Source organism: Scytonema sp. HK-05 (assembly GCF_963872035.1).
GTDB lineage: Bacteria > Cyanobacteriota > Cyanobacteriia > Cyanobacteriales > Nostocaceae > Kalymmatonema.
In genome coordinates this window covers 1-25,780 of the sequence record NZ_CAWMYC010000163.1, presented here as the reverse complement: position 1 = coordinate 25,780, position 25,780 = coordinate 1, and the positions used below count along the sequence as shown (strand labels likewise).

20 protein-coding genes are annotated in these 25,780 nt (G+C 45.0%); 10 read left to right on the top strand and 10 right to left on the bottom strand.

Annotated features, from left to right (window positions below):
• Positions 1–140: 140 nt before the first annotated feature.
• A complete protein-coding gene (gene nifH / locus AACT52_RS37990; RefSeq protein WP_041037193.1) occupies positions 141–1,046 on the bottom strand; it encodes a nitrogenase iron protein in 906 nt (301 codons plus the stop codon).
• Between the two features lie 24 nt (positions 1,047–1,070).
• Between nifH and AACT52_RS37985 the strand changes: the two genes are divergently transcribed.
• Positions 1,071–1,208 (top strand): hypothetical protein, encoded by a 138-nt coding sequence (locus AACT52_RS37985; protein WP_158054947.1) that lies wholly within the window; start codon positions 1,071–1,073, stop codon positions 1,206–1,208.
• 220 nt (positions 1,209–1,428) lie between these two features.
• Here the strand turns inward: AACT52_RS37985 and AACT52_RS37980 are convergent, their stop codons facing one another.
• The 5 genes from AACT52_RS37980 to nifB all read right to left on the bottom strand — a co-directional run bounded on the left by AACT52_RS37980 (position 1,429) and on the right by nifB (position 6,181).
• Positions 1,429–1,785, bottom strand: a complete 357-nt coding sequence (locus AACT52_RS37980) for a group I truncated hemoglobin (RefSeq protein WP_073635428.1) — start codon at positions 1,783–1,785, stop codon at positions 1,429–1,431.
• 193 nt (positions 1,786–1,978) lie between these two features.
• The gene (nifU, locus tag AACT52_RS37975) at positions 1,979–2,881 is read right to left on the bottom strand and encodes a Fe-S cluster assembly protein NifU (RefSeq protein WP_073635427.1); all 903 of its coding nucleotides are present in this window, start codon (positions 2,879–2,881) and stop codon (positions 1,979–1,981) included.
• Between the two features lie 81 nt (positions 2,882–2,962).
• Positions 2,963–4,174 (bottom strand): cysteine desulfurase NifS, encoded by a 1,212-nt coding sequence (gene nifS / locus AACT52_RS37970; protein WP_073635446.1) that lies wholly within the window; start codon positions 4,172–4,174, stop codon positions 2,963–2,965.
• Between the two features lie 64 nt (positions 4,175–4,238).
• Entirely contained in the window at positions 4,239–4,589 is a 351-nt protein-coding gene (locus AACT52_RS37965; RefSeq protein ID WP_073635426.1) for a DUF362 domain-containing protein, read from the bottom strand.
• A gap of 137 nt (positions 4,590–4,726) precedes the next feature.
• Complete coding sequence (gene nifB, locus AACT52_RS37960) at positions 4,727–6,181, bottom strand: nitrogenase cofactor biosynthesis protein NifB (RefSeq protein WP_073635425.1); 1,455 nt, start codon at positions 6,179–6,181, stop codon at positions 4,727–4,729.
• Between the two features lie 1,601 nt (positions 6,182–7,782).
• Between nifB and AACT52_RS37955 the strand changes: the two genes are divergently transcribed.
• From AACT52_RS37955 to AACT52_RS37920, 8 genes are all read left to right on the top strand, one after another.
• A complete protein-coding gene (locus AACT52_RS37955) occupies positions 7,783–8,727 on the top strand; it encodes an NAD(P)-dependent alcohol dehydrogenase (protein WP_073635424.1) in 945 nt (314 codons plus the stop codon).
• Between the two features lie 876 nt (positions 8,728–9,603).
• Positions 9,604–10,368, top strand: a complete 765-nt coding sequence (cysE, locus tag AACT52_RS37950; protein ID WP_073635423.1) for a serine O-acetyltransferase — start codon at positions 9,604–9,606, stop codon at positions 10,366–10,368.
• A gap of 2 nt (positions 10,369–10,370) precedes the next feature.
• Positions 10,371–10,616 (top strand): Asr1405/Asl0597 family protein, encoded by a 246-nt coding sequence (locus AACT52_RS37945; RefSeq protein ID WP_073635422.1) that lies wholly within the window; start codon positions 10,371–10,373, stop codon positions 10,614–10,616.
• 262 nt (positions 10,617–10,878) lie between these two features.
• Positions 10,879–11,079, top strand: coding sequence for a DUF2949 domain-containing protein (locus AACT52_RS37940; RefSeq protein WP_198941068.1), 201 nt, complete (start codon positions 10,879–10,881; stop codon positions 11,077–11,079).
• A 727-nt stretch (positions 11,080–11,806) separates the two neighbouring features.
• Positions 11,807–12,943 carry a homocitrate synthase gene (gene nifV, locus AACT52_RS37935; protein WP_073635420.1) on the top strand — a complete coding sequence of 379 codons (1,137 nt, stop codon included), beginning with the start codon at positions 11,807–11,809 and terminating at the stop codon, positions 12,941–12,943.
• Complete coding sequence (locus AACT52_RS37930; protein WP_073635419.1) at positions 12,930–13,214, top strand: nitrogen fixation protein NifZ; 285 nt, start codon at positions 12,930–12,932, stop codon at positions 13,212–13,214. The genes nifV and AACT52_RS37930 overlap by 14 nt, the downstream gene beginning before the upstream one ends.
• A gap of 79 nt (positions 13,215–13,293) precedes the next feature.
• Positions 13,294–13,497: a putative nitrogen fixation protein NifT gene (nifT, locus tag AACT52_RS37925; RefSeq protein ID WP_073635418.1), complete on the top strand. Its 204-nt coding sequence runs from the start codon at positions 13,294–13,296 to the stop codon at positions 13,495–13,497.
• Between the two features lie 180 nt (positions 13,498–13,677).
• On the top strand, positions 13,678–14,232 hold the full coding sequence (locus AACT52_RS37920) for a (2Fe-2S) ferredoxin domain-containing protein (protein ID WP_073635417.1): 555 nt from the start codon (positions 13,678–13,680) through the stop codon (positions 14,230–14,232).
• 65 nt (positions 14,233–14,297) lie between these two features.
• Here AACT52_RS37920 and add read toward each other — a convergent pair whose 3' ends face one another.
• From add to AACT52_RS37900, 4 genes are all read right to left on the bottom strand, one after another.
• Positions 14,298–15,329, bottom strand: a complete 1,032-nt coding sequence (gene add / locus AACT52_RS37915; protein ID WP_073635416.1) for an adenosine deaminase — start codon at positions 15,327–15,329, stop codon at positions 14,298–14,300.
• Between the two features lie 75 nt (positions 15,330–15,404).
• On the bottom strand, positions 15,405–18,866 hold the full coding sequence (locus AACT52_RS37910) for a hybrid sensor histidine kinase/response regulator (RefSeq protein ID WP_073635415.1): 3,462 nt from the start codon (positions 18,864–18,866) through the stop codon (positions 15,405–15,407).
• Positions 18,863–24,232 (bottom strand): PAS domain S-box protein, encoded by a 5,370-nt coding sequence (locus AACT52_RS37905; RefSeq protein WP_073635414.1) that lies wholly within the window; start codon positions 24,230–24,232, stop codon positions 18,863–18,865. The genes AACT52_RS37910 and AACT52_RS37905 overlap by 4 nt, the downstream gene beginning before the upstream one ends.
• A 602-nt stretch (positions 24,233–24,834) precedes the next feature.
• Positions 24,835–25,197 carry a hypothetical protein gene (locus AACT52_RS37900; protein ID WP_158054945.1) on the bottom strand — a complete coding sequence of 121 codons (363 nt, stop codon included), beginning with the start codon at positions 25,195–25,197 and terminating at the stop codon, positions 24,835–24,837.
• A gap of 217 nt (positions 25,198–25,414) precedes the next feature.
• Between AACT52_RS37900 and AACT52_RS37895 the strand changes: the two genes are divergently transcribed.
• Positions 25,415–25,552: a hypothetical protein gene (locus AACT52_RS37895; RefSeq protein ID WP_158054943.1), complete on the top strand. Its 138-nt coding sequence runs from the start codon at positions 25,415–25,417 to the stop codon at positions 25,550–25,552.
• The last annotated feature ends 228 nt before the right edge of the window (positions 25,553–25,780 follow it).

The following is a 25,780-nucleotide window of genomic DNA, read 5'->3' as shown; positions in this document are numbered from 1 at the left end:
GGAGGGCTGTTTAACTGCCCGTTGTCCCCTTTGGGGTTTGGGGACTCACCAGTCCCCTTGGGGTATAAAAGGAATGTTGGGAGAAGGTCAAAGGGAAATTATGCAATTTTTTCCTTTCCCTTTTTCCTTTTGCTAAGGCTTTATTTAGCGCCAGCTGCTGCTTTAGCTGCTGCTTCTGCGGCAATGAGCTTTTCTGCTTCTTCGTCGCTTTCGAGGATACCGAATTCGATCAACAATGCTTCTAGCTCGTCCATTTCGATAGGTGTAGGAATGGTGAGTTTGTCGTTGTTGATGATTTTCTTAGCTAATGCGCGGTATTCATTACCTTGGTTGCTGTCAGGTGCGTACTCGTTGACGGTCATGCGGCGCAATTCTGCGTGCTGAACGATGTTGTCGCGAGGTACGAAGTGAATCATCTGGGTGTTCAACCGTTCTGCCAGGGTTTCGATCAGTTCGATTTCCCGGTCAACTTTACGGCTGTTACAAATCAAACCACCCAAGCGCACACCACCAGTGTGAGCATACTTGAGAATACCGCGAGCGATGTTGTTCGCTGCATACATCGCCATCATCTCACCAGAGGTCACGATGTAGATTTCTTGTGCTTTGCCTTCACGAATAGGCATAGCGAAACCACCGCAAACAACGTCACCTAATACGTCGTAGCTAACGAAGTCAACATCTTGGTATGCACCGTTTTCTTCCAAGAAGTTGATGGCGGTGATGATACCACGACCGGCGCAACCTACACCGGGTTCTGGACCACCAGACTCCACGCAACGGACACCACGGAAACCGGTGAGCATCACTTCTTCGAGTTCGAGGTCTTCTACAGCACCGCGTTCAGCAGCCAAGTGCAACACGGTGGTTTGAGCTTTGCTGTGCAGCATCAAACGGGTGGAGTCAGCTTTTGGGTCGCATCCCACAATCAAGATACGCTGACCCATTTCTGCCATAGCGGCAAGGGTATTTTGGGAAGTGGTAGATTTACCGATACCGCCTTTGCCGTAGAATGCTATCTGTCTAATTCTTTCGTCAACGGACATGATGGGTTTTTCTCCTGCAATTGGTTGGTTGATGGGTCTGTCTTTTTGTGTGATGCGTTCACACCTGTTGGGTTACAGCTGGAACCGCGTGTAGAACGTCGCGTTTTGGCGTTGGCACTATCTGCCCGCCGGGGGCGATCGCTCTACACCGTAAACATTTAGAATCAAGAACATCATTTTCCTCGTTAAATTTCTTAGGATTTGGGCACTTTACAAGCACCCCATAATGTGCATTAGCCTGAAACACCAAGTAGGACTTGAGGTGGTTATTCGTCAACAATCAATGCGTAGGTTCTACATCATTCTTGGTGTATTAGCGCAGTTCCTGATGCTTTGGGAGCACGCAGTTGTCTGGGTGGAGAAACTAGCTGTAAGACTGGTCTCACTTGTTCAAAATAGAGTCCTTCAAACTTGAGACGCGAGCAAGTGCAGCGTTTGTGTCCTCTGACGACACTCCACCCTGAGCGAGTGACTCAGTAAGGTGCTTTGCAATAGCATCGAAGTGTTGTGGCTGTAGATTCATACCCGTGTGTACTTTTTCCATTTGACGACCGCTGTATTGGTTCGGACCATCAAAAATCTGGGAGAATAAAGCAGCTTGATGACGACGCTGCTTGTCCATATCTGTATTAGCGAAAAAGTGATTGAGGGTACTATCAGCCATGATGCGTTTGTAGAAATCATCGACGATTTTATCAATACCCTGCTGTCCGCCAAGTTTGTCGAATAATGTGCTCATATCCTTTTCCTTTGAAGCGAGTTGGATACCGAAATTGGCACGCTCGTGCGCTTAGTACCACTTATGTGTTCTCAGTACAGCGCCTTGCTGTTTGTTGTAAGCAGGACTTAAGCATTGATCATTGACAATTATATGAGTCACATCCTACTTGGTGTTTCAGGCTAATGCATATTACGGTGTATTTATGAGACTTCTAAAGCAAAGGCTCAACCGCTTCTACGACAAGGTCTTTGCTTACGCGATCGCGCAGTCTTGCTTCAATCGCAACCTTGAGTGTTGCTGTGCTGCTAGAACAAGAACCACACGCACCTTGCAGCAGAACTTTCACAGAATTGCCTTGTATGTCATACAGTTCCACATCACCCCCGTCGGCGATTAAAACGGGTCTGACTTCTTCATCTAGAACTTTTTGAATCAGTGCAATCTTTTGCACGGGCGTCAGCAGTTTTTCAGCTTGCTGGCTAACCGTATTCTGTTTCAAGGAAGTCCTGACAGGGGCTGCAGATTCTTTATGCACAGATGCAATTATATCATCAATCGTTGCCAGACAAGATCCGCATCCGCCACCGGCTTTCACATAATTTGTGACTTCTTCGGCAGTGCTAAGATTATTTTCTACAATCACACGCCGAATTTTTGTATCGCTGATGCCAAAACAGGTGCAAATCAGCGCTCCTTCATCATCGTCTTCATGGACATCGTGAGCAATGCCTCGGTAGTTATAGATAGCTGATTCTAGCGCTTCTTGTCCCATCACCGAGCAATGCATCTTTGCAGACGGTAATCCCCCAAGGTAGTTGGCAATATCTTTGTTAGTGACATTGAGGGCTTCGTCTAGGGTTAAACCCTTGATTAAATCCACCAGAGCTTCTGAAGATGCGATCGCGCTCGTGCAGCCAAAGGTTTGATAGCGAGCATCGACGATTTTGTCGCTTTCTTCCTCAACTTTCAGGTGTAGTCTCAGGGCATCTCCGCAAGCAATGCTACCTACTTCACCAACAGTAATTTTGATTCCAGGTTCGCTGTTGTCTTCCAAAACCCCTTGATTCTTGGGATTGTAGAAGAGATCCATGACTTTATCTGTATAGTCCCACATAGCCTTTACTAATTACAAGTGATAGCGTGATAAATGCTTTGACAGTGCTGAGTTGAATAAACCAAACTAGGAAATTGTGACTCAGGACTTAGTGAGTAGTGCTTGCTCTTGTTGTTGCAGCCAATTCGCTTGATCACTCTTGAAGGGCGAGAGGGCGCGTAGACGTTCTACAACACTAGGCATCACCGATAAAACTGCATCAATTTCGGCTTCTGTGGTGTAACGGCAAAGGCTGAAGCGGATGGAACCATGCAAGATGGTGTAGGGTAAACCCATCGCTCGCAAAACATGAGAGGGTTCTAGAGAGCCAGAACTGCAAGCAGAACCAGATGAAGCACAAATGTTGTGTTTGTTGAGGTGGAGGAGAATTGCTTCACCTTCAATGTACTTGAAGCCAATGTTGGTGGTGTTTGGTAATCTCTGGGTTGGATCACCGTTGACTTCGCACTCAGGAATTGTGGCGATTAAAGTTTGCTCGAGGCGATCGCGCAACCGCTTTTCTCTGGTTGTCGCTTCTTCTATATGAAATAATTCTAATTCAGCTGCTTTGCCTAATGCAACTATTCCTGGAACATTTTCTGTTCCCGCTCTTCTTCCACGCTCTTGTCCTCCGCCAATCAGCAGGGGACGGAACCGAACTCCGCGCCGCACGTATAATGCGCCAATGCCTTTCGGTGCATGAATCTTATGACCAGACATGGTGAGCATATCAATGGTGCTTGTCTTCATGTTTAAGGGGATTTTCCCTACGGCTTGCACCGCATCGACATGGAAGAGTGCGCCACGCTCTTTCGCCCGCAGCCCAATCTGCTCTATTGGGAAAACGGTTCCGGTTTCGTTATTGGCGTACATAATCGTCACCAGCGCGGTGTTACCCGTCAGCGAGGCTTCGAGTTCATTGAGGTCCAACTGTCCCTGACGATTCACCGACAAATAAGTTACAGAATAGCCCTGGGTTTCCAATTGTTTGCAGACATTCAGCACCGCTGGGTGTTCCACTTGTGTGGTGATGATGTGTCGCTTTTCTGGTTGCGCCAACAGTGCTGCTCGAATGGCGGCGTTATCTCCTTCGGTTCCACAACTGTTGAAGATAATTTCTGATTCATCGGCACCGAGGAGGGCGGCGACTTGTTCTCGTGCTTGTCTAACCGCTTTGCCGACTTGTCCACCAAAGGTGTGCATGCTGGAAGGGTTTCCGTAGTAATCCCTCAAGTACGGCAGCATTGCCTCTATAACTTCTGGATCTACCTTGGTGGTGGCATTATTATCGAGATAAATGCAGTCTTTTTGCATTGCTTCCAATTTTACGTGATAACAACTAAGAATGAGAGGAATGTTTTTTATCAAGGACTGTTGATTAACGTTCAATTCCATCAGGAATTGAAACCTTTTGTAATTGCTCTGCGAACTTTTGGGAATAAACGTTAAACCAGTTATCCCAATAATCTTGTTTTTTTGTTAATTTTGTTACTACTTTATTGTAAGTGTGAAACCAGGACTCCCAGTAATCCTTACGCTCTATGACAGAACCATCGTAGGTGGGACAAGTAGCCACACACTGAGGGACGCTGTAAGCAGTTCCATTGCAGTTTGTGCAGAGGTTGGGGTCAATCCAGTGCTGTCCGTTCACTATTTTGATTGCGCCAGTAGGACACGCGGAAAGACATAGGTTGCAGGAAATGCACTTGCTGGTAATTTTGTAAGCCATGACTATTCCCTTTACTAAATTTGGAGATTGTGGATTGGGAATTGGGTACTCGGTAACGGTAATTGGGAGAAAAAAGTAAAAAGTTAAAAGTAAAAAGTTACAAATATTCTTTTGACTTTTGACTTTTTACTTTTAAATTACTTGTGTTGTTCCTGTACGTATTGCTTGTAAAATTCCAAAGCCATCTTTTCAATGACGTCGTAGCCTTCAACCACCTCAATTCCGAGTTGATGCAATTTTTCCTTTGGACTGTCGCCAATCTTGGAAACTAAGACTGCTTTGCAATCAGCGATCGTTTGGATGATATTTTCTAGAGTGGCTTTCTCTCCGTATCCGCCTTGGCAATAGTGGTCAACTTTGCGATGACCGATAAAGCGAGTTTGATTGCCATGCACTTCGTAAATCTGGAATTCTTTGGCATGACCAAAGTGCTGATTAACCAATCCGCTGCCCTTAGTCGCCACTGCAACTAGGATTTTTGGACTATTTTCTACAGACTCTACAGCAGTCAGAGCTTTTTGTTTGGCTAGTTTCAGTTCTTCTTGGAACTTCTCAATACCTGCATGAACTTCTTGGCGTTTTTGAAGGTCATATTCAGGAGCCATTTCCATGATTTTGGCTTTCGTAAATTCCTGGCTGCGGTCTTCACCTAAAAGACCTACTGCATCCGCACGGCACTGACGGCAATGACGCATCATCTTCATATTACCACCACAGTTATCTTGCACTGCCTGCAGTTCTTTTGGTGTAGGACCGCGCTGACCGGTCAAACCGAAGTGAGTGCCGTGTTCTGGTGCGGAAATCAGCGGCATAATGTTGTGAATGAATGCGCCTTTGGAGCGAATGACCTTATTCACTTCTGTGAGGTGCTCATCATTAATTCCCGGAATCATCACCGAGTTGACTTTGCACAAAATATCGGCTTCTTTGAGGGCTTGCAATCCTTCCATCTGCTTTTCGTGCAGAATTTTTACCCCTTCGATGCCTCTGTAACGCTTGCGCTTGTAGTGAACCCAAGGATAAATCTTTGCCCCAATTTCTGGATCTACCATATTAATGGTAATTGTAACGTGGTCGATATTCAGTTGTTTAATGCGGTCAACATACTCGGGGAGCATTAAACCGTTAGTTGACAGACAAAGCTTGATATCTGGCGCTTTCTCGGCAATCAACTCAAAAGTGCGGAAAGTTTGTTCTGGATTCGCCAGTGGATCGCCAGGACCTGCAATTCCCAACACCGTCAATTGAGGAATCTTACCTGCAATCACTAAAGCTTTGTGCGCTGCTTCTTCTGGAGTTAGCAACTCGCTTACCACTCCAGGACGGCTCTCGTTAGCACAGTCGTATTTACGGTTACAGTAATTGCATTGTATGTTGCAAGCAGGGGCGACTGCAACGTGCAACCTTGCGAAGTGGTGATGAGCTTCTTCGCTATAGCAGGGATGATTGGCAATACGTTCTTTAAGTTTTTCATCCATTTCCACAGTGGTGCTGCTATCGCTGCATCCGGTGCCGCAACCACTGGATTTTGCTTTGGTAGAAGTTGGGGAACCAACTGATGGGGTAATGCGTCCTGTAGAGGGTGATGTCATTGAATCTCGCATGCATATCGGGTACTAACGCTGCCACTATGGAAGATGCTATAGCTACTCTGTTTTGTCTGTGTTTTGTCAGGAATGGAAGCCGCGTCTTGTACTTACGCTGTCAACCCAAGTTTGCTTAGCTGGTGTGTGTCAACGCTCTTTGACTTGGGGAGAACTTGCGGGTCAAGCCGCGACTTCTGTTCACAGGGGCATGGTGCTATCTCATCCCTCCACTCACTCGTAGCGCTGTTTTTGTTTGCGCTTGAAGTGTTGGCGATATATGTTTTATATCAGTCGTCTCAAACGAGGGCAGCGTTTGTGTCCTGGATAGAATTTATTGGATTGATTAGATTTGTACTCAAAACCGAAAACCCTCACCCTTTCGGCATTTGAGGACTCAAAAAGATTTTTTCTGGGTAGGGGTACTAGAATTTTTGGGTTGGGGTTCGAGTATTTATGGAAATAGGGACAAGTATTCGTGTACTCAGAGGAAACTCAATCCCAGTAAGGATTTGAGCAAAATTTTAGCTTTTTTTTAGCTTTTCCGACTTGTACTCAAAGGCTGATTTAGCAAGACTCCGAGTACTGCCTCAAGGGAGATTTTGACTTTGGAAATCTGGAGTAAGTTACGGAGACTGACTCCAGAAATTTGCGAAATTCAATTCTGTATACACAATATCATTTTTTCAAAGGAAAAAATGCAATTCAAACTTTTTTAATTTTTGCTGTGTTCACTAGTATCAGTTCATAAAATTTTCTCATCCATTTGCGCTGAAACATAGGCACAAACAAGGATTAACATTGTTTTTTATGGATGATTAATAGAATTTTATCTCAATTAACTGAGTTTTGGCAGGTGGAAAAAGATGTTTTTTAACGTAGATTTGGTATCAAGTGACGAAAATCGTGATTATTGGTTCTGGAGGCGCAGGAAAGTTTATCCTCGCGCGCAGCAGTGTAACGCAGTGGCTTAACCATCAATTATTAGTTAACAGTTATTAGTTAACAGTTATCCATTCATTTTACGGCGATTGCCCAAGGGGCAGTGGCAAAGCCAATCGCACGACCGTGGCCTACAACAGCAGATGAAAAACTACAGCAGCGTACTATACACTGGAAAAATCTTTTCCTAATTCAGCAAGAATCAGGGTACTAAGAGGAAGACCGTCAACACCCCTGCCTAAAGGCTAGGGGCGATCATCGCCTCAAACCTTAGGATTAGTTGACCAGACTCAGTAACTTCGGTTACTACGTTAACGGTAAGTGTTAAAGTTCCTACCTTGGACAATGCTCCCGCTAGTTCCAAGCTCTAGAAATCAAAGATTAAACAGGTGTATAGGGTTAAGCCAGTGTCTTTGATACAGTACCGACCGTTAACATTGTCGTTGCAAGAGCGTCTCCCCTTGGGAGACAGCTAACATTACTCCCGAAGGGGAAGGCTCTACGGAGCAACACCGTTATGCGTACAGGGTGAACGATTTGAAATGGTAATTGTCCCATTGAAAGTACATTACAAAAGTACACCGATTCAAGTAACCCCAAGGCGGTAATGGTTCGCAAGAAAAATATAAAGCCGTTCTTCTAGGACGGGGTTTCTACCCAAATTTTCGATGAAAGCAGTTGTTATCCGTGAGTATGGCTCCCCTGAAGTGTTGCAGTACCAAGAGGTAGAGCCGCCGAAAATAAAGCCCGATCAGTTACTCGTCAAAGTTCGGGCGACTTGCGTTAATCCGGTTGATTGGAAAATTCGCAAGGGAATGTTGAAATTGATCACGGGTAACAAATTCCCGATGATTTTGGGGTTTGATTTGTCGGGAGATGTGGTAGAGGTAGGCTCACAAGTGACGCGCTTCAAGCCAGGAGATGCAATTTACGGAAACGTTGGTTTATTGGGAGGAGCTTATGCAGAACTTGCAGCCGTCCCAGAAAAATCTGTCGCCCTGAAACCAACGAACATGACTTATGAAGAAGCAGCGTCTGTACCCGTAGCAGCCCTCACAGCCCTGCAAGCCTTGCAAGACTTAGCCCACATCCAAGTAGGACAAACCGTGCTTATCAATGGCGCTTCTGGCGGTGTAGGCACTTTTGCTGTGCAAATTGCTAAGGCTTTGGGAGCAGAAGTCACGGCAGTTTGCAGTACAAAAAACATAGATTTGGTGAAATCTTTAGGAGCAGACCGCGTCATTGACTACAGCCAACAAGATTTTACCCAAGGCACGGCGCAGTACGACATTATTTTGGATGCGGTTGCTAAGCAGTCGTTTTCTAGTTGTAAACAAGTTTTAAAAGCCAAGGGAATTTATGTAAATACGCTCCCTACGCCGGAAACCATTGTGCAAAGTGTTTTGACAGCGTTTATTCCTGGTAAAAAAGCTAAATTTATCTTAGAAACACCTAGGAGTCAGGACTTGCTTTACCTGAAAGAGTTGATTGAGGCTGGTAAAATTCGTTCTGTGATTGACCGCACTTTTCCGTTACAAGAACTAGCTGCTGCTCATGCATATAGCGAAAGCGAGCGAGCAGTGGGCAAAATAGCAATTGCAGTTGCGGGTTAAGGTGCCAAAGTTTTGTAAAAACTATGAGAATAGAAGTCTGAATATATACCATTAAGAGTTCGCTTCTGCGATGACAATTCTATGCGTCTAATGAAAGTGCATGCTACGTCTCTACATAGGTTATGAGGCGCTGCAAACTATCTTATTACCAAGCGTATTGGTTTATGGGTGTCTGTTGCAAAAGCCAATTGCTATGAAATTTAAACCACAGATGGACACAGATGGACACAGATAAATAACTAGTGTTTATTTGTGTTTCTCTGGGGTTAGAAATATCAAATACAGACTTTTACAAAAAATATAATATGCATAATATGCATATTATATTTGCATATTATGCATATCTCATGGTCAAGATGCCTGTCGCCAAGGATAAAATAAGGTATGACAGTTAAGTAAACTACAATTATAAATATACAAAATAGTATCTATACTTACAGACAAAAACTGTTAGGCAAAATAGCTCGGCTTGTCTTTTCTCAATTGTAGGAATACAATAATAAATAGTAACTCGATATACAGAATTTTTACTTTTCATCTCGTTCGCCTGTTGTTTGAGTACAAGTGAACAGTTGTTAATTTATGCAAAAATTTATTGCCTAAATCGCATCAAACTCTTACAGGCAAGTGAATTCATATTGAGTACAGAAATACTTATCCCCCTCCCCCATAAATTCCAGTACCCCGATCCTGAAAATACTAGTACCCCTACCCTAATAGAAATTTGAAATTTCCATTAAATCAAGGTTTAAGGCTGGTGAGTACAACCTTAATCAATCCAATAAATCCAATCGGCGTCGGATGTAAGCCGTCTTTGCAAACACCTGATATAAGCAGAGAACGTAGCACACGGCTATTTTGAAAAAACCAGTACCGATGCAACAGCCATTCGACCACATGAGGAATTCAAAGATTGCAAAAATGTTGGGTGATTATTCCAACCTGTTTTTTGCAATGCTTTCTGGCATTTCTTTGGAGCCAGTATTGACTGATTTTCGCATCATATTTGAACGAGATCCCGCAGCATGTCATTGGCTGGAGGTTCTGTTTTGTTACCCTGGATTGCACGCACTGTGTTTGCATCGCATTGCCCATTGGCTGCACCGCCGTGGAGTGGCTTTTATCCCCCGCTTCATTTCTCACTTAGGACGGTTTCTTACAGGAATTGAAATTCATCCAGGTGCAGAGATTGGCAAAGGCGTATTTATCGACCACGGTATGGGCGTTGTGATTGGCGAAACCGCTATTGTGGGAGACTACACACTGATTTACCAGGATGTCACTCTTGGCGGAACTGGAAAAGAAAGTGGTAAGCGCCATCCTACCTTGGGCAAAAATGTCGTTGTGGGAGCAGGTGCGAAAGTCTTAGGCAATATTCAGATTGGCGATCGCGTCCGTATCGGCGCAGGTTCGATTGTTTTGCGCAATGTCCCCGACTATTGCACTGTTGTGGGAATCCCAGGGCGGATTATTTCGAGCAAACAGGGCGAACAAGTTTCTCCTTTAGAACATGGAAAACTACCTGATTTAGAAGCTGAAGTGTTTCGCTGTTTGCAAGAACGTATTGAGCAACTCGAACAAAAGCTGCAAATTCTTACAAGCCAAACAAAGGAAAAAGAACTGGTGACAAAGGAACGTTAACTATGTTGCAATCCCGTAATTTTCAAGCTACAGGCGAGCATATTTTGCAAATTCCTATAAGCGATCGCTTTTCAATTTATCACCGCTTGCAAGAGTTAATGATTCCCTGTTGGTGTCTCTCTGATGGTTCTTTGCGGGTGCAAGTGAATAGTTGTTTAACAGCGATTCTTGTCCGTAGTACCGTACTGCAATTTATGGCAAGTCGCCAAGAATTAATTGATTGGCTAGAAAGATGTTGGCAGCTTTAAATTTTTGACTTACTCAATTCCCGCGAATCTGAAATAACAACTATAAAAACAGGTGTGAAGTGTGAAAAGAAGAAGGTGAAATATAAAGATTTTTATCCTATCCAACAGAACGCTCTCTGGAGGACATCTACATTAGATCTCTTGCATAAATAGATTTCATCTGCATCCATCTACTTGGGCGTCGTGCAGTTAATTATTTATTCAGGAATGAATGTAAGAAGTCTATTCTTTATCCTTAAACCTTCTTTTTGTGAAAAATTGTATGATGGCGAATTGTCACAGTGATATAAAATTCATTGATTTTTTACAATCTGAGTTCGCACTTTCAACCGTGGATATTGCTGTAGCACTGCGCAAACACGAGTTAGATAATAGTCCCTTAGCAATGCTTCTTTGGCAATATGGTTTAGTGGACATACAACAGTTAGAACGCATTTTTGATTGGCTGGAAGAGCAATTTTAAGCAATCCAAAATGAAAAATAGCAATCATAGCAAGTATCTTGCTCTTGCTAGAAATGTGTCAATTCAATGAAGGATAAATTAGGGTATTCGTCCATCACAGTAGTGATATTAACTACAGTGAAAGTAAAAAAAACGAAAAACTTTAGGGAGGATATGACAATGATTTCTACTTTAATTGCCGGATTAAGCATCTTGTTATTTTCGGGAATGGCTAATACATATTTCAGCCAAAGGTTATTTTCTGATACAGAATTTCCACCTGAGGATAATAATTTGTAGTTGATACCAAATTCTTGTTTTATGCCATACAGATAGGACAAGAATTATCAATTATAAATTAGGAATGGTGAATTATGAATAGTAATATTTTTAATGAGAACTCAGAACACAAAAATCACAATAAGTGAATATACCTTACGAATTCCTTCTAGGAATTTGACAACGAAAATGTGATTCATCGACCTGTAAATTTATAACGGTTTTCAATTGGGTGCAATACATCAAAGAATTAACGAACCGCAATGGACAAATGATTGGACGCAGATGTAGACGCCCCAAAGGCAGCTTCCTGCAGGGTAGTTGTACTTAAGCCGGATGATAACAACTATAGTTGCTGTGCATTCTGGCTCAACACCCAATCGCCAAAAAACCATTTTGAGTTTTTACCGTAGGAGTTCTGAGTTCTTTCTTCCTCATCATTCATCATTATCCAAGAGGTTTTTACAAGATGAATCAAGTCTTAATAAATGACACAACATTGCGCGATGGCGAACAAGCAGCAGGAGTTGCTTTCAATTTAGAAGAGAAAGTTGCGATCGCCAAGTTTCTCGATGCGATCGGCGTTCATGAAATAGAAGTCGGTATTCCGGCGATGGGTGAGCAAGAAACACGAGCAATCTCGGCAATTGCTGAGATGGATTTGCAAGCCAAACTGCTTGGCTGGAACCGCGCGGTGATTTCTGATATCCAGGCTTCTATGGCTTGTGGTTTGAAGCGAGTGCATATTGCTATTCCCGTTTCTGGAATCCAAATTAGTGCCAAATTTCACGGTCAATGGCGGATAACTTTGCAACAACTCAAAGACAGTATTAGCTTCGCCGTTGATAAAGGTCTTTGGGTAGCTGTAGGAGGAGAAGATTCTTCCAGAGCTGATGAAAGCTTCCTCCTAGACGTAGCACAATATGCCCAAGAATGGGGTGCATCGCGGTTTCGCTTCTGTGACACAGTAGGCATTCTTGACCCATTCACCACATATGCGAAAGTAAGACGACTGGTGACGGCTTTGTTTATTCCCGTAGAAGTCCACACCCACAATGATTTTGGTCTAGCAACTGCCAATGCCCTTGCTGGGATCAAAGGTGGAGCTTTATCGGTGAATACAACGGTGAATGGGTTGGGTGAAAGAGCTGGAAATGCAGCTTTAGAAGAAGTTGTCATGGCTCTCAAACGTATCTATGGCGTTAATGTCGGTCTTGACACTCCTCGTTTATTAGAATTGTCTCGACTTGTCGCAGCAGCATCAGGAAGCAATGTACCGCCCTGGAAAGCAATTGTTGGTGAAAATACCTTTGCTCACGAAGCAGGTATTCATGCTCACGGCGTACTGCAAAATCCCATGACTTACGAACCGTTTGCTCCAGAAGAGGTTGGGTGGGAGCGGCGTTTGGTTGTGGGTAAGCATTCTGGTAGGCATTTGTTGTCTAGTGTGCTACAGCAGCACGGCATTTTTTTGAACTCGCAAGAAACTCAATCTGTCTTGGAGGCGGTACGACAAGAGTCGGTACAGAAAAAACGTAGCTTAAGCGTGCAGGAACTATTGAATTTGGTACAAGAACAACAGAGGTATTCTCATGCGGTCAGATGAATTAGAGCTAGAGCAGCCACCTGCCTTTAACATTGGTGATAAAGTCCGACTTCGCAAAATGATCAAGAACGATGGTACTTTTCCCGGTCAAGAAATTGGGGTCATTTTGGCGAAAAAGGGAGATATCGGCTACGTCGCTAGTATTGGCAGCTATTTACAAAGGTCCTATATCTATGCTGTGCATTTTTTGGATAGAGGATTTGTCATCGGTTGTCTTAAAAAAGAATTAGAACTTGTTGAGAAGGAACAAGAAGTTGTTGAGGAAGCCTAGCAAACTTCTTTTCCTGAACAGAAATTAACACATTTCACCAATACATTAATATCACCACTAGGAAGCGGGAAAACTAGAGATGAAAGTCATGCTACGTCATAATGCTGCTGGAGCTTTGATTGCCTACGTTGCTAAAAAAGACCTTGAAGAAGAAGTTGTTAAACAAACGGAAGGAGCAGAAGGCAAGATTTTTACTTTAGCAAATGGTTGGGAATTAGCATTTACCAATTTGCCAGATCCGTTACAGTTACCCCAAACTTACGAAGCTAAACGTCTCTCGTAACTCAACGCTTACCCTGCCCTTTAGGGGGAATTCAAAATTCAAAGTTCAAAATAAAACTTTTTAATTGATAATTTTGAATTTTGAATTTGAGTTTCAGTGACTGTCCTTTGAAAATGCAAATAACTCATTACAAAGGACGTTTCACATGAATAAATACAAAAAAATACGATTTTAAATAATATGAGTCATCATTACTTAAAATTATCTGAATTTAACCTTGAGGGACAGTTTCTTGGCTTTCTAGGTGATAGCCCAGGGAAATTTAAATACCTGCAACTAGCATTAGAATCCGAGAATGTGCAAATTAAAATCCCTAAGGAGTTGCGTCAATTTCTCAGTCTTTCCCTAGTTCCTGGTGAGCAAATTCGTGTATTTGGTATTAGTAAGCTAGACACACACACAGGCGAAATCAAACTAAAAGCTTTTGGGGTGACACCAATTGGTGTTTGTCCAAATCAAGAAATTCCTCTTCAACAACGAAAGTCTCTTCCCAAAGCCAAGATTTTAGTCTGTCAAAAGTCTGGTTGCATAAAGCGGGGTGGAAAAGCGCTATTGTCAGAATTAGAAAAGATGTTGTATGAGCATGGTTTGTCTGACCAAGTTATCATTGAGCAAACTGGCTGTTTCAAATGTTGTAAAAGCGCACCCAATTATATTTTGCAAATTGGGACAAAAGAATATAAAAAGATTCATCCTGAGGCTATTGTATCTTTATTGGAAAGTTACTTGAGTTAAGCTGTCAACGGTGTAGAAGACACAGAACCCCGACTTCTCTAAGAAGTCGGGGTTCTTGTTTATTACTATAGTAAAAACGCTTGCCACTGAGCACGATACACGACTTTTTCCGCTTCGCTTAAAAAACTGGCTTCAAGTGTATTAAGATTTAACTGCCAAAGTTCTTCCCAGGAAAAGCCTTGAGCTGCAAGCGTCAGATACTCCTTATTTAAGTTGGTGGAAAACATCGGTGGATCGTCGGAATTGAGCGTGCAGTATAGTCCTGCATCAATCATCTGACGAATTGGATGCGGTTGATCAGGCGGTACGATGCCTAAGCAGTAGTTACTTTGTGGTGAGACTTCAAGTGGTATTTGACTGCGACGTAGTTTCTCTACGAGTTCTGGATCTTCTAAACATCTAATCCCGTGTCCAATGCGTTCTGCGTGTAAACTCTCTATCGCACCACGAATACTTTGCGGTCCGTCAGCTTCGCCAGCATGGGCGACCACTCGAAGTCCTTGTTTTTTGGCTTCCTGATAAGTTTCAGCAAAACCCTCTGGTGGGTTTCCTGGTTCTACCCCACCCAAACCAAGACCAATGAAAATTCCTTTTTCCTGACCTTTAAGGGCAAACTCTAAAACTTTGGTTTGTGTGTCTGGGTATTCCCGTGAGATATCAGCAATAAACCTCACACGGCTGTTGTATTTAGCTTCACCTGCTGCAATTCCGGCAGCTAGGGCAGCAAGTAATTCATCATCAGTTAATTTTTGAGAATGTAGCGAAACACTCAGAAAAACTTCGCTGTAGCGAATGTTTTGCTCTGATTGATGCTTGATGAATCGCTCTATCATCAAGATATAATCGTCAGGTGTTTGTATACACTCGCTTGCAGTAGTATAAACGTGAATAAAATGATTAAAATCACGAAACTGGTAGAAATTTTTCCATTCATCAAGTGAGGTGACAGGTAATTCTACCTGATTCCGCTTAGCCATTTCATAAATAGTTTCTGCATCAGTTGCACCTTCAAGATGCACGTGAATTTCTACTTTCGGCATGGCTTGAAGGCGATGAGCTAGTGTTGAAGAAACCGGCATAGAAGTATCAGATAACATAAGATGTTAAAGTGCAAGCGAATCTTATGATATTTTGCCTTCTGGCTTGTGATAACGACAATTTTTAACGCCAACCTACTTAGAATGAGTTGACATTTGAGCGATCGCCTCAATCAAGACTTCTGGATCAATTGGTTTGGGAATATGTAACTGAAATCCAGCGGCTAGTGCCTGCTGCTGATCGATTTCTCCTGCATAAGCAGTCAGAGCAATAGCTCTTATCTGACTATTTCTCTCGCTTTGCATTGCCCGAATTTGTCGCATGAGCATATAGCCGTCCATGTCGGGCATCCCAATGTCGCTTACTAGGACATCAAGCTTGGTCTGTGCTATGACTTGGAGTGCTTCCATCGCAGAAACCGCTGTTATGACGCTTCCTCCAGCCTGCTCCAAAATGAAGGCAATTAACTCTCTTGTGTCCACCTCATCATCGACAACAAGAATCTTGAGACCAGTGAGAGGTAATTTGTCAAGCGTGGGATATGAGGCTTTATCTTCGTTCTTTATACTTAGTTCCGGCTTTAAAAGCGGTAAGCTGACAGTGAAAGTTGCTCCTTGCCCAATACCAGCACTTTCCGCGCGAACAGTACCACCATGCAGTTCGACTAAATGACGGACGATCGCCAACCCTAACCCGAGTCCACCAAACTTGCGTGTTGTCGCGCCATCTTCCTGGCGGAAATACTCAAACACGTGTGGCAAAAAGTCAGGCTCAATGCCTTTGCCTGTATCGCTGACAGTAATTTGAGCGAGTGAGCCAACGCGCTGGAGGCGAATTTCGACCCGTCCGCCTGAAAGTGTGAATTTGACGGCGTTGGTGAGCAGATTCCAAATCACTTGCTGTAACCGAGCAGAATCACCTAAAACCTGCCCGATATCTGGGTCAAGCACTGTCTGAATTTGAATTGACTTGGCTTGTGCTGCCAACTGCACTGTTTCAATAGCTGCCGAAATCGTTGATGCCAAATTAACAGAACCCATATTGAAGCTGAGTTTGCCACGCAGAATGCGAGAGACATCTAACAAATCTTCAATCAGTTGCGCTTGAAGTTTGGCATTGCGTTCAATTGTTTGTAGCGCCTGAGTCGTTTTTGTAGCATCTAACTTGCCGGTGAGGAGCAACTTAGACCAACCGAGGATAGGATTGAGGGGCGATCGCAACTCGTGAGACAGCACTGCTAAAAACTCATCTTTTATGCGGTTGGCGGTTTCAGCTTCGGCACGGGCGACTTGCTCTTGCTCTAGTAGCCGCTGGCGCTGTTGGTCGAGTTGTTTTTGATTTTCGATATCTGTTGCTGTACCAAACCACTTAATCACCTGACCCTGCTCATTTTTCAGCGGTACGGCTTGATGCAAATGCCAGCGATATGCTCCATCTGCTCGTCGCATCCGACCTTCTGCTCGATAGCTGGTACCCGCTTGTTGAGCTGCTGCCCAATTCTGGCTGAGAGTGGGTAGATCATCAGGATGGACGATGGCTTCCCAGCCTGCGGTTTGAGCTTGGGTAAGGGTTAATCCAGTAAAATCTGACCAACGTTGATTGATATCGATGAGCATTCCATCTGTGTTGGCAGTCCACACCAGTTGTGGAATCGATTCTGCTAAATACCGATAGCGTTCTTCACTTTGCCGCAGGGTTGCTTCGGTTTGTTTGCGATCACTGATGTCGAGTGCGGTTCCAGTGAACCCAATCGGTCGTCGGGCTATGCCCTCTCCCTCGAATTGTGCCTGCCCGTTGGCTGACACCCAGCGTTCGGTTCCATCGGAGCACACGATACGATAATCAATCTCGTAAGTGCCCGACAATTTGGGGTCAAGCGCACTGCTAACAGCACTCGCTACGCGTGTCCGGTCTTCCGGGTGTATCCGCTCCATCACCCTAGGAAGGGGAATCTTGAATGCATCATCCGGCTCACCCCAAATCTCGCGCATCCGCTCGTCCAGCTCGACGAGATTTGTGTCGGGGTCGTAACGCCAAGTCCCAAGCCGACCCACCTTAATCGCGAGCTGCGCGCGTTCTTCGCTCTCCCGCAACGCTGACTCTGCCTGCTGTTGTTCAGTGATGTCCTGAAAAATTAGCACGATCGCATTGACGCTGCCAGATTCATCGTAAAGGGGAGCCGCCGAAATGCTGACGATTACCGTTGAACCATCACGCTTACAGCGATAGGTTTCCACGCCAGCAAAAATTTCTCCCTTCGCCACCGCAGCTCTGACCTGACGGCATTCTTCCCGTTTCTCTTCTGGAACAATCGGAATGAGTTGACCCAACACCTCGGTTTCACTCCAACCAAATAGCCGCTCTGTCGCCGGATTCCAAAGCTGTACCGTCATGTCGGGTTTAATGACAACTATAGGCAGTGGGGAAGCTTTAATGAGGGTGCTCAGGGTTTGTAAGGTTTTTTGGAGTTCCTGTTGCGCTTGTTTGGGCTCGCTAATGTCGGCAGTGACACCAATCGCACGGATTGGCTGTCCGGCTTCGTCACGGATGATATCACCTCTGGAAATAACCCAGTGCAGTGAGCCATCCGACCAAACGATACGGTACTCTACATCGTATTCACCTTTACCAGCCACCGCTTTTTGAAAGACCTGTTCCACTTGCTCACGATCCTCTGGATATAAGCACTCGCGCCACTCGTCTCGATTCTGAGGAGTGCTCGACAGTCCAAAAATTTGATTGAGCGCTTGATCGAACTGCACTGCTCCTGTGCGGAGGTCTACCTCCCAAGTGCCCATTTTTGCGGCTCGAAGGGCTAGCCTCAGTCGTGCTTCCCGTTCGCGCAATGCAACTTCAGCCTGTTTGCGATCACTGATATCCCGGAAGAAAATGTCCAGACCATCCTCATGAGGATAGGCGTGAATCTCAAGCCACATATCGGATGTGGGTGGTTGGTAATAGTGATGCTCAAAGTGGACGGGAATCTGTTCTGCCATTGCCCGCCGATACTGGCGCTCTACGTTCGTCCCTACCAACGCAGACCACTCCTCCCAATGGGTCTTTCCAATGACTTCTGTCTGAGGTTTGCCATTAAGTCGCTCGGCTTCTGCATTCTGGTAAATGATCCGCCAGTCACGGTCGAGAGCAACAAACGCATCACTTATGCTTTGTAAAGTACGTGTTACCTGCCGATTGGCTTGCCGCACTGCCCGCAAGCTTGCCTTGGTTTTCCGGTTGGCAATCTGCAACTGTGTGCAGAGTAATGCGATTAAAAATGATACCAGTGAGAACGCAATCAATTGCACCAAGCGATTCGCACTAGTGATGGCAAATGAGTGGATCGGCTCAATAAGGAAGTAGAGGCTGTAGCCAACTCCCAAAGCGATCGCCAGCAATCCTGGTCCCATTCCGCCATACCAAGCACTGACTGCAACAGCCCCAAAAAACAGTGGAAATATCAGCGGATTTAGCAGCGGCAGAAGCAGTTGTGTTAACAGGAGGGCTACTGTCGCTGCCAGAATCGCAACCCCATAGGATAGCAACCGAGAGCGGATAAAGATTTCCTTATGTACAGTCCCCGTCGTCTCATGAATCATTTGCGCTCATCCGACAGTATAGTAGAATGAGCTGACACAATTTGGGCGATCGCCTCAATTAAGACTTCTGGATCAATTGGCTTGGCAATATGTAACTGAAATCCAGCCGCAAGTGCCTGTTGCTGATTGATTTCTCCTGCATAAGCAGTCAGAGCGATCGCTGGAATTAACCCCCCTTGTTCTGGTGGCATAGCTCTCACTTGGTGCAACAATGTATAGCCGTCCATTTGAGGCATTCCAATATCTGCTAACAAAATATGGAACTGGTTTTGCTTCAGCCTTTGCAGCACTTCGGTTGCAGAAGACACAGACATAACACTAGCACCAGCTTGCTCTAAAACGAAAGTGACTAATTCTAAATTGTCTGCATCATCATCAACAGCCAGAATTTGAATTCCTTGCAAAGTGAGTGCGTCTTGCATAAATGCCTCCTCTTGAGTTGCTGAAGCCGTTGTCGGCATAAGGGGAAGCATAACGGTAAACGTCGCTCCCTGTCCTTCTCCTAAACTGTCAGCTTGGATTGTTCCCCCATGTAGATCAACAATGTGCCGTGCGATCGCAAGCCCCAACCCCAAACCACCAAAATTTCGAGTGATACTGCTATCTGCTTGACGGAAGTAATCGAAGACGTAGGGCAAAAAATCAGGCTTTATACCTTTGCCTGTATCACTAACAATAATTTGTGCTTGCTTTTCAACTTCCTTGAGATGGATTTCTACACGCCCACCATTCGGAGTAAATTTAATAGCGTTGGAGAGCAAATTCCAAACGACTTGCTGTAAACGAGTGGCATCGCCTAAAACATGACCCACATCCGATTCAAAATGAGTTTGAATTTGAATCGTTTTAGCTTGGGCTGCCAAATCTACCGTTTTGAGCGCTGCTTCAATCGTCGATTCTAAATCAATAGCGCAAGTATTTAAACTAAGCTTGCCTTGCAAAATCCGAGAAATATTGAGTAAATCTTCAATCAGTTGGACTTGTAGCTTGGCATTACGTTCAATAGTTTCTAGAGCGACTGCTGTCTTGCTAGCATCCAGTTTGCCCCCTCGCAACAATTTCGTCCAACCTAAAATTGGGTTCATGGGTGTTCTCAGTTCATGTGAGAGAACAGCGAGAAACTCATCTTTTGTCCGGTTAGCTGCTGCGCTACGCGCCGCTTCCCGAACGGCTGCGGCTCGTGCCTGTTGCTCAGCTTCATATAATTGGGCACGGGCTATAGCCTGAGCGCACTGTTGAGCTAACGCAACCATGAAAGCCCGGTCATCGTCGCTTAAAGGTGAGAATTGAGCAAAATTGAGAGATATTCCTCCAACTGCTCGCCCTTCAACAATTAAAGGTAATGAAACCCAACTAGCGTAATCACACTGGGCATAGTATTCACTCAAGTGAGGATAACGAGCCACTCGTGCTTCGGTCGATTCTTCCCAAATGGGTTCTCCAGTTCTTACAGCTTCTGCCAGTGGTACTTGTGTCGTGATTGGAAAGCAACGCCATTCCCCTAAATCTTGTGAGTACCCAACAGAATACACGATTTCAAGCTCCGTACCATTTTTATTCAGAATTGCCATCATAGCAGAGCAAGCATTCAAAACGGCGGTACTTTGCTCAACAATCACTTTTGCAACTTCAGTGGGAGTGAGGGACTCAGAAAGTGCTGCTGTGACTGATAAAAGACGTGCATTACGGTCAGCAGTTTGCTCTGCTTGCTGGCGTGAGAGTTGAGCTTCTTGATAGAGTTGAGCATTGGCGATCGCCATAGCCGCCCGGTCTGCTAAATTTTGAAATAAAGTTTGGTCATTGGTATTGTGAGGTTCTCCGGGATAATTGCGAGTCAGGCTCAACACTCCAATCGCTTGTCCTCGTACCTTCAGTGGCACAAGCAAGGTGCTGTAAACTTTAAAGCGCTCCAAGTAGCGCTGATACTCTGGTATAATAACCGGACGTAACTCCTCCTGTGATGTCACTGGCATTAAAAGGGCAACTCCAGTCTGCATCACTCGCCCCCCAATCCCTTCATTAGCACGGCGAGGATAACTGCTTAACAGTTCATTCACAAACTGTCTTACCTGTGGATCAACATGGTAAACAGAGACAGGGTTAAGCCACTGCCCATCTTCAGAGAGGAGACTCAGGACGCAAACATCACCTGTATATTCGCTAACAAGTTGGCTGATAGTGTTCAAAACCGTTTGCAAATCTAAACTTGCCGCTGCAAACGTTTGCGATGCTTGAGCGAGAAAACGCTCTTGTTGCTCAACTCGCTTGAACTCAGTAACATCACGGGCATAGCCAATGATAGATTCGACCGTCCCATCAGCCGCCAACTCAGGTACAAAACGCGATTGATACCAACGGGTACCATTCAGCGCCTGAAAGTTAAACTCTATCGAACGGCTTTGCCCAGTGGTGAATATCTGTTGCCAGTTCTCATGCCAGAGCCTACAATTCTCTGGTGGCATACCTACGTCAATATTGGTTTTCCCAATGAATTCTTCTGCTGGAATGCCAGTTATCTGTTCAATGGCAGGACTGACATAAAGATGGCGAAATTCTGAATCGATTCGACTGATGATATCTGGGGAATTTTCAGCTAAAGTCTTAAACCTTTGCTCTCGACGACGGAGTTCCGCTTCCATCTGTTTGCGATCAGTCACATCCTGCACAACTCCTAACATACTCAGGACATCTCCTGAAACGCTATACTGAGCACGTCCTTTTGAAGCAACCCATCGTTCGGCTCCATTGGGATGAATCACCCGGTATTCAATGTCATAATCACGCTCGTAGCGGATTGCTTGCTCGACCGCTAGACGAGCCGACTCTCGGTCTTCCTTATGAAGTAGGTCGCGCATATGCGTCCAAGTCATATAAGGACCAGACGGAATGCCAAAAATTTCGGCTGCTCGTTGAGACAATGTGACAATATCTGTTGCTGCATCCCAACTCCAATCTCCCATTTTTGCAGCTGCCAAAGCCAGACTTAATCTTTGAGCATTTGCTGCGAGTGCTTGTTCTGTTTGTTTACGCTCGGTAATATCAATCGATACCCCTACCATGCGTACTGCTTGACCATCAGCATCTTTGTATACTCGTCCCTGGCTGCGGAGCCATCTTGCCATTCCATCTGAACCAATAACGCGGTATTCCTGAGCGTAGTCTTCTTGTCCGTTGAGCGCCCGCTTATAAGCAAAGACGACATTTTGCCGATCTTCAGAGTGGACGACAGCAAAAAAGTCTTCTCCCGTCCCCTCTTGAATCCCCCAAACCTCAAGGGCATTGGGAGAACACAGGACATGATTTGCCCTCAAATCCATATCCCAAGCGATCGTGCCTGTTCCAGACAAGGCAAGGTGTAGCCGTTCCTCGGTTTGTCGCAGGTTCTCCTCAATTTGCTTCAACCTAGTGACATCTTGAAACATTCCAATGCAAACGGCTGAATGTCCGTACATGGGTGGTAATGTTTCTCCCCAGCACAGAGTTGAGCGAATACCACCAGGTGTATGCCAGTTCATCTCATAGTTTTCTAATTTTTCTCCTCTTGCTAGGAGAACCGCAGGCATTCGCTCAGTCGGAATGCGCTGACCTGCTGCATCTGTGCAGTAGTATGCCTCGGCATATTCTTCAAGGGATTTGTTTTTGGGTAAGTCACCACCTGCCAATTCATTGGCAATTCGATTGGCAAAAGTTACCTTTGCTGTTCCTGGTTCGATAAACACCATAGGTGTCGGCATTAAATCAAGCACCGCTTCCAACCATTTCTGCTGGTTCTCTAATGCCTCTGCTTGTTGCCGCAGAGCTTCTTCTGCTTGTTTGCGTTCGCTAATATCATGTGAGATGCCAATCACTTGCTGGGGTAACCCATCGTGTGTACGCATGAAAATGAGATCCCGACTCCAAAGCCAACGCCATTCTCCATTGGCATGCTGCATCCGATACTCTCGCTCAATAATTTCACCATCTTGAGCGTGATCAAAGCGTTCCAAGTGGTTAGGAAGAGTGGCAAAATCGTCAGGATGCATGAGTTGAGGAAACAGTTCGCTTCCCATTGCCTGAATTTGTTCTGGGGTATAACCCAGGAGCTCGCCAATCTGACGATTTACATAGACATTGCGCTGCTCGATTAAATCATAGATGTACAACACACCAGGCGTGGCATCAGCAACCTGTTGGATGAATCGCTGGCTTTGGTGAAGTTGCAACTCTACCTGTTTGCGGGAGCCAATATCTTGAAACACCATCACGCAAGTTGCTGGTTGCCCATGCATTGCGGGTAAGGTATCTGCATCAACGAGCAGCGAGTAAACACCTGTTGGAGTATGCCAATTCAACTCCGCCCCATGAATTTTTTCGCCTCGTGCCACCCGGACTGCTGGAAGTTGCTCGGGCGGGATGAGTTGCCCTGTGGCATGGGTGCAGGAAAACTCTGCATCATACACACCAGCAGGGCGATCGTCAAGAATTTTACCTCCTGCCATCTCATTTGCTGCCTGATTGGAGAAGGTGAAGCGAGCCGTTTGGGGTTCAATAAATACCAGTGGAATGGGCAGCAGATTGAGTACCGCCTCCAGCCATTGGCGTTGATTACCTTGAGCTTGTGCGTTCTCTTGGAGTAGTTGTTCCAATTTCTTGCGCTCGGTGATGTCCCGAACGAACAGAGAAAGCCCTTCAGCAGACGGGTAGGCATGAACTTCCCCCCAAGTGTCCAAAGGAGCGTAATAATCCTCGAAGACAAGAGCAGTTTGTTCATCTACCGCTTTGTGCATTATGCGTTCAATGTTGGTGCCGCATAAAAGAGGAAACACATCCCAGACGCGCTTACCAATGAGTTCGTTTCTGCTCTTCTTTAGTAACCGTACGGCGGCTTCATTAACGTAGGTGTAGCGCCAGTGGCGATCGTAGGCAATGAAACCATCGGTGATACTTTCGAGAATGTGAATAACTTCGGGATTACCTTGTAGTGCTGCTTGGGCTGGCTGAGGTGGAGTGAAATCTTGCTTGCGCGACTGCAAAGCTTCAATGGTTCGTTGCAGTTCAAAAATTTGCGCTTGCAGTTGTGCATTGGCTTGAGACAGTTCGGACGTTCGTTCTGCCACAAGTCCTTCTAAGTCGTTATCAGCTCTTTGTTGTGTTTCCGCTGCTTGATAGGAAGCGTCGAGCTTGACGTTGCTACTAAGGTTGTTGAAAGACAAATCAGATTGCAAGCTACGAGCATAGCGTTCTACCAACTCAGAACGGGAAATACCACGTTCACGCGCCTGCTGCTTTAGAATCTGCCAAGCTGTCTTAGTTAGGGATAGGTTGACTGCTTGCTTCGGTTCTTTTTCCCAGCTATGGATAAATTTTCCCGTCCTGTCACGCTTCATTGAGGTATTGCCCGTATACCTATACGGCTATTGCTAATTCTATCAAATCTAACTACATTTACTTATGGGAATTTTTCATCGAAAATTTGGGTAGAAACCCCGTCCTTGTAGGACAGCTTTACATTTTTGAACCATTACCGCCTTGGGGCTACTCAATACCGTGTAATGAATGCGTTGTACTTTCGTTCGGGCAATTACGAACTGATATTTTTCACCCTGTACGCATAACGGTTTTGCTCCGTGGAGCCTTCCCAAAAGGGAGTAAAGTTAGCTTCTCCCAAGGGGAGACGCTGCGCGAACGACAATGTTATTGGTCGGTACTTTCCATTCATACACTAGCTTAACCCTCTAAACTTGTTTAATATGATTGATTCTAGAGCTTGGAACTAGCTATGCCTAACGTCCCGTTGAGGGATACGCATCCCAAGGTAGGAACTTAAACACTTACCAATAACGTAGTACTCAAGGTACGCGCGTCTGGTCAACTAATCCTAAGATTTGAGGCTAGAAGCCCCGAGCCGCGAGCCAGGGGTGTTGACAAGAATGACAAAAGCAGCCAACCAGCGTCCGGCAAACTTTTGCTGAAAATTTCGATGAAAGCCTTAAAGTTTTATATTATAGTTAAGTTTGCTAACCAATGGAATGATTTCTGTAAGCATTACCTTCAAGATAGAGCGACCATTGGCACTAGCCCACGGAGGTAGAATAAGTAAACTCTGGATCACAAACCATAAGGCTAGAAAAGATTTGTTTTGATGCCAATAAACATTTGCCAAATGTGCCAGTGCTAACCCTTTTGCCTCTTGGTGTTTCGTTTCATCGGCAATAGTGAAAGCTTGATCGCAATAGTCAATCGCTAGTTGAGGTTGTTTCAAGCAACCATAGCAGAAGGAGAGATGAAACAGGACTCCTGCTTCTGTTGGAGGCTTGCCCAGAATATCGGCTTGCTGACGCCACGTATGCAAAAAATCCTCTGTTGATTTGAACTGTTGCCCAAACGCCAATTTGAGCTTGCGTCGCAAAGCTGGAGTTACAGAAACGAGGCGCTCAGTTTTGTATCAATTTGTTTTTAAGTTGGTTTCAAATTGCTCTCAAACAAAGCACAAGTCCCATTTTGATGAAGTTAGATAGGGAAGAGATTGCTTGTCACGCATCATGTATCACAACAAGAGGAGTGAGTCAATGAAGAGACCTTCACTAGTAACTTTTAGTCTGAGCCTAACTAAAATGCAAAGTACACCAGCACACCCAGCATCTGTTTTTCAACCAATTCTGAGCGATATTCGTAACCAACTGCCACAAGGCACAGAAATACGGTAAGCGACTTTGCTTAAATCAGGTAGGACGTGTGCTAGCCGCGCCACTTCCCCGAAAGTGGGTAATCTGACCGAAACTACTTTTGACTAAAAATCATCCTGCGACCGCTTCTTACGCTTGAGTGCCTTCTTTGCGCCGATACTGCCAAGGATGAGTAAGCTAAGGATGGAGGTAGGTTCAGGGACAGTGATTATGGTTGCAGAAAAACTAATAGGTAACTCACTATCTTCC

What these genes read in the sequence shown, in the direction of transcription:
- nifH (WP_041037193.1), bottom strand. Translation starts at nt 1,046, where the DNA reads ATGTCCGTTGACGAAAGAATTAGACAGATAGCATTCTACGGCAAAGGC.
- AACT52_RS37980 (WP_073635428.1), bottom strand. Translation starts at nt 1,785, where the DNA reads ATGAGCACATTATTCGACAAACTTGGCGGACAGCAGGGTATTGATAAA.
- nifU (WP_073635427.1), bottom strand. Translation starts at nt 2,881, where the DNA reads ATGTGGGACTATACAGATAAAGTCATGGATCTCTTCTACAATCCCAAG.
- nifS (WP_073635446.1), bottom strand. Translation starts at nt 4,174, where the DNA reads ATGCAAAAAGACTGCATTTATCTCGATAATAATGCCACCACCAAGGTA.
- AACT52_RS37965 (WP_073635426.1), bottom strand. Translation starts at nt 4,589, where the DNA reads ATGGCTTACAAAATTACCAGCAAGTGCATTTCCTGCAACCTATGTCTT.
- nifB (WP_073635425.1), bottom strand. Translation starts at nt 6,181, where the DNA reads ATGACATCACCCTCTACAGGACGCATTACCCCATCAGTTGGTTCCCCA.
- AACT52_RS37955 (WP_073635424.1), top strand. Translation starts at nt 7,783, where the DNA reads ATGAAAGCAGTTGTTATCCGTGAGTATGGCTCCCCTGAAGTGTTGCAG.
- cysE (WP_073635423.1), top strand. Translation starts at nt 9,604, where the DNA reads ATGCAACAGCCATTCGACCACATGAGGAATTCAAAGATTGCAAAAATG.
- AACT52_RS37945 (WP_073635422.1), top strand. Translation starts at nt 10,371, where the DNA reads ATGTTGCAATCCCGTAATTTTCAAGCTACAGGCGAGCATATTTTGCAA.
- AACT52_RS37940 (WP_198941068.1), top strand. Translation starts at nt 10,879, where the DNA reads ATGATGGCGAATTGTCACAGTGATATAAAATTCATTGATTTTTTACAA.
- nifV (WP_073635420.1), top strand. Translation starts at nt 11,807, where the DNA reads ATGAATCAAGTCTTAATAAATGACACAACATTGCGCGATGGCGAACAA.
- AACT52_RS37930 (WP_073635419.1), top strand. Translation starts at nt 12,930, where the DNA reads ATGCGGTCAGATGAATTAGAGCTAGAGCAGCCACCTGCCTTTAACATT.
- nifT (WP_073635418.1), top strand. Translation starts at nt 13,294, where the DNA reads ATGAAAGTCATGCTACGTCATAATGCTGCTGGAGCTTTGATTGCCTAC.
- AACT52_RS37920 (WP_073635417.1), top strand. Translation starts at nt 13,678, where the DNA reads ATGAGTCATCATTACTTAAAATTATCTGAATTTAACCTTGAGGGACAG.
- add (WP_073635416.1), bottom strand. Translation starts at nt 15,329, where the DNA reads ATGTTATCTGATACTTCTATGCCGGTTTCTTCAACACTAGCTCATCGC.
- AACT52_RS37910 (WP_073635415.1), bottom strand. Translation starts at nt 18,866, where the DNA reads ATGATTCATGAGACGACGGGGACTGTACATAAGGAAATCTTTATCCGC.
- AACT52_RS37905 (WP_073635414.1), bottom strand. Translation starts at nt 24,232, where the DNA reads ATGAAGCGTGACAGGACGGGAAAATTTATCCATAGCTGGGAAAAAGAA.
- AACT52_RS37895 (WP_158054943.1), top strand. Translation starts at nt 25,415, where the DNA reads ATGAAGAGACCTTCACTAGTAACTTTTAGTCTGAGCCTAACTAAAATG.